This is a genomic window from Streptomyces caeruleatus (assembly GCF_001514235.1).
GTDB lineage: Bacteria > Actinomycetota > Actinomycetes > Streptomycetales > Streptomycetaceae > Streptomyces > Streptomyces caeruleatus.
Genome location: NZ_KQ948964.1, coordinates 1 through 3588, shown reverse-complemented (window position 1 = coordinate 3588; position 3588 = coordinate 1). Strand labels below are relative to the sequence as shown.

Annotated in this window: 5 protein-coding genes; 2 read left to right on the top strand and 3 right to left on the bottom strand. The window is 68.2% G+C overall.

Annotated elements, in window-relative coordinates; all coding sequences use genetic code 11:
* Positions 1-14: 14 nt before the first annotated feature.
* A complete protein-coding gene (locus tag AQJ67_RS44215) occupies positions 15-665 on the bottom strand; it encodes a hypothetical protein (protein WP_062725846.1) in 651 nt (216 codons plus the stop codon).
* Between the two features lie 207 nt (positions 666-872).
* On the opposite strand from AQJ67_RS44215, the gene AQJ67_RS48805 reads away from it, so the two are divergent.
* Together AQJ67_RS48805 and AQJ67_RS44205 are read left to right on the top strand one after the other, a co-directional pair.
* Entirely contained in the window at positions 873-1100 is a 228-nt protein-coding gene (locus AQJ67_RS48805; RefSeq protein ID WP_208615167.1) for a hypothetical protein, read from the top strand.
* Positions 1101-1248: 148 nt separating this feature from the next.
* Positions 1249-1677, top strand: coding sequence for a hypothetical protein (locus AQJ67_RS44205; protein ID WP_062725842.1), 429 nt, complete (start codon positions 1249-1251; stop codon positions 1675-1677).
* A gap of 151 nt (positions 1678-1828) precedes the next feature.
* Here AQJ67_RS44205 and AQJ67_RS48800 read toward each other — a convergent pair whose 3' ends face one another.
* Together AQJ67_RS48800 and AQJ67_RS44195 are read right to left on the bottom strand one after the other, a co-directional pair.
* Complete coding sequence (locus AQJ67_RS48800) at positions 1829-1969, bottom strand: hypothetical protein (protein ID WP_208615166.1); 141 nt, start codon at positions 1967-1969, stop codon at positions 1829-1831.
* 458 nt (positions 1970-2427) lie between these two features.
* The coding region (locus tag AQJ67_RS44195; protein WP_208615164.1) for an SUKH-4 family immunity protein at positions 2428-3588 on the bottom strand (1161 nt) is incomplete at its 5' end.

The window sequence follows — 3588 nt, the reverse complement described above, 5'->3', positions numbered from 1 at the left end:
AGAGGGGCGGACGTTCACGGTGTACGGCCCTGAGTGCGCTCTCGGTGTCCCTTGACGTCGGGTTGGCCGACGTGCCCCTTGGCGCGCTCGGATTCGCCGAGCCAGAGGTGCGGGACGTACTGCTGGACCGCCGAGACCATCTCCCCTCGACAGGGGACGGGGAAGGCGAGGCGGTGGCGCAGGCGGGACAGGTCGGGGTGCAGCGGCTCCTCGTCGCGGACGAGGGTCCACAGGAGAGGGTCGTCGCGGTCGATGGGGCCGGTGGGGAACAGTTCGAGGGAGTAGACGGTCTGGCGGCCGTACTTGCTCCAGTACAGGCCGACTCCGGCGAGGCCCTGCCAGGGGATTACGGCGCGGTGCTTTCCGTTCTCGATCCACAGGCCGGTGGCGTCGACGAGGACCTGGGTGCGGCGGTTGGCCCAGTTGACGACGAAGAGGCACACACCGAGCGCCCCGAGCAGCAGCATGAACACGAGGCCCGCGTAACCAGCCGGGCTGGACGCTCCCTTCTGGTTCCCGGTAGCAATCACGACTGCGCCGAAGACGCCGACCGCGCCCAGCGCGATGAGCAGGACGGAGCAGGGGAGTCCGGTCATGGCACCGCGGCGGCCGGTCCGTATGACCGTGGCGTCGGGCGCGGGGGAGGGCGTGTGCGAAGGCAACATGGTGCGTGAGCTTAGCGAATTGACCTACGCTCCCTCCTCATGACGACGCACGGCCGGGAACGCGGCGGGGAACAGGTACGGACGCAGCCGCGAGGCGACGAGGGTGATACGGCCCCGCCCGGCGTGGACGAATTGAGGGCGAGTTTCTCCAGGCAGTCGGATCCGGGCTTCGCGAGACAGCGGTCCCAGCAGGCGCGGAGCGCTCGCGTGGGGCTCATGGCCGCCGGCGCGTTGGTGGCGCTGGTCTGCCTCGTGGTGATCGTGGGGCAGCTCAACAGCGGTTCGCAGGTGGGCGTCGGGACCGTGGTGTACGGCCTGTGTCTCGCCTCGGCCGGCCTCAGTGTGGAGTTGGCGCGGCGCGGACGGACCCGTCTGGCCATGATGGCGATCATTCTGGCGGCGGCGGGCGCGTCGCTGGCGGACGCGCTGCCCTGACCGGCCCGGGTCATACGGATCAGATCTCGGTGAGTATCTCGGTGAGTATCTCGTGACGGCGACCCTCCACACTTCGACCACCGGGGCCCAACGGGGAACCCATGAGTGACGCGAGATACTTCAGGTGTCGAGAGTCGAGGAGAAGCGAATGACCAGGAAGCCCGAGAACTCACCCAACCCGCACGGCTCTTCGCAGGAACGCGGTGTGATCGACGAGGCGCTCGAACCGGAGCAGATCCGTTCCCTGAACTCCGCCCTGCGCAAGCTGTCCGAGACCGACGGTGCGAGCAAGGAACTGCAGGAGGCGGCCAAGAAGCTGCTCTCCGGCCGCGTCGCCCTGCGCGACGCCCTGGACGACCCCACGGTGTCCCGCGCCCTGGGCGGAGGCCTGGCGTCCCTGCGCGGCCAGTGGGAGTCGTTGTCGGAGGAGCAACGCGACCAGGTCAGGCAGGGCGAGCCGCTGACCGGCGACGGACCCTCCTCCGGCCCGTCCGAGCCAAGGCGGTCGGAGGGCGAGAACCCGCAGTCCGGGAAGAGGAACCAGGGGCGGCACAGCGGCGGGTTCTCGCTGTACTGATCACACACGCCGTGGGTGTGACGATGAACCCCGCCCGCCTGGGCCGGTCACGACTTGCGCTGTCCGGCGAGCACGGTCTCGCTGCTGTCGGGCGGCTGCTCAGAACCCCCTGCGCCGCACCAGGTCGGCATCACGGCCGCCGTCCGGGCGGTCAGGTTGGGCCGAGGCCGAACCGGCGGCGAACGGCCTCGGCGTAGTCGGGGAGGCCGTCCTCGACGAATGCCGTCTCCAGCAACGCCGCGCGCCGCATGACGGGTGCCTGGGTGCGGGTCAGCACGGGGGCCGTACGCAAGTACGGACGAGCCGGTGAGGCGAGTTCCGCGATCGTTACGGCCTCTACGGCGGCGCGCGGCGGAACCGGATCGGCGTGGACGAACAACCCCGGGCTCGTGAGGAGTTGGGGCCACAGGCCTGCCTCCAGGGTGTGGCTCCCGATGTGGTCGCGTACGTAGGGTCGGCCTTGTTCCAGTCCTGCTCCGGGACGGCCTCCAGAAGCGCTATCGCTATCCGGGTCTGGACGGAGCGGACGTCGGGAAGGCCGGCGCGGATCTCATCGCCGACGGCCGGATGGAGCGGTCGAAGCAGACTGCGCCCGCCGTTTGCTGAGTCCTGGTCGGGCTGAACCGACTCGACGAACGGTTCCGACAGCGCACGCCCGCTCTCGACGACGTCAGCCATGTCCTTGCCCGCGAGGGCGTTGACCAGCCGCTGAGCGGGCCATGGGGCGGCAGGGACGCACGGACCATGTGGTTACGGGAAGCGGCCATCGGGTGAGACAAGATCCCAGGTATTGTCCTCGAAGTCGTAAGGCCCGAGCACGACTTGCCACACTTCGCCCTCCAAGGCGACTGGGTCGATCTCGCGGCACCACTCCCGCAGAATCCCGTGCCAGTCCTGTCGATCCGCCCGGCTGGGATAAAGGGCCTTACGGTGTTCGTCGAAGAGGCGCACCATGGTGAAGAACTGGGCGAGGCTGCTACCGGCCAGCGTGGTGTCCGGCCCACCAGTGGTGTCGCGCAGCACTTGGCCCGTGCTTCCGTCCAGCAACAGCCGCGAACGCATCCAGAAGCCGATGTCGAAGAAGGGGCCGTCGGAATCGGAGATGCCGACTTTCGCGTCCGGCGGCCACGGAACTGCCCGCAAGCCGTCGTCATGGGGCGAGCGGGTACGCAAGTGGAGGAACCCCTCAATGGCTGGTAGCCCGACGTCGATCAGGAAGCGCCGCGCACGCTCGTTGCCCAGCCCTTGTGGAATATCCGAGACGGACAACCGCTTGCAGGTTCCCGAGCCGAAGCTCTGCTCGTACCAGGGTTTGCTGGAGGCGTCACCCCTTGCCGCCGCCTGCGCGGCGTCAGGGATCCGGGGCACCGCGAGTCCCACGTGCTCGGTTACCAAAGGCTCCGGTAGCCAGCTCACGGGTTGCGCGTCAGTATCGGGCGGGAGGACCTTGAGCGGGGGCACGGAAACAGCGAACAGGCCTCCGTCGCCGGCGAGTACCCACATGCCCTCGACCAGGACGGCATGCCTCACTGTGGCTGGAACGCGAGGCGGAGGAGGCACCGTCGCGTCATCGACACGCCAGCCCGTCGGCGAATGAATCGCGAAGACGGCAGACACGTCGTCGGGAGCGCGCTCGTCGAAGAACCAGTCGGCTTCGTCCAGAGACTCCTCGACGACTGTCTCCTCGCCCATTGGGTTTCCCGTGGCGATTGCCCATTCCTGAAGCACATACGAGAACTCCGGCAGAGCGGTTTTACCTGTCGTGGTGTCCCGTGCTGTCAGGACGCGCAATCCGGCATCAGGATCTCCTCGGAGGCCGATTTCATCGACACGCCCTGCTTCGCCCTCACGTCCGCCGAAAAGGCCGCTAGTGTCCTGAGTCGGAAGTTCGCTGGCGGTTATAGGGTGGGG

What these genes read in the sequence shown, in the direction of transcription:
- AQJ67_RS44205 (WP_062725842.1), top strand. Translation starts at nt 1,249, where the DNA reads ATGACCAGGAAGCCCGAGAACTCACCCAACCCGCACGGCTCTTCGCAG.
- AQJ67_RS44215 (WP_062725846.1), bottom strand. Translation starts at nt 665, where the DNA reads ATGTTGCCTTCGCACACGCCCTCCCCCGCGCCCGACGCCACGGTCATA.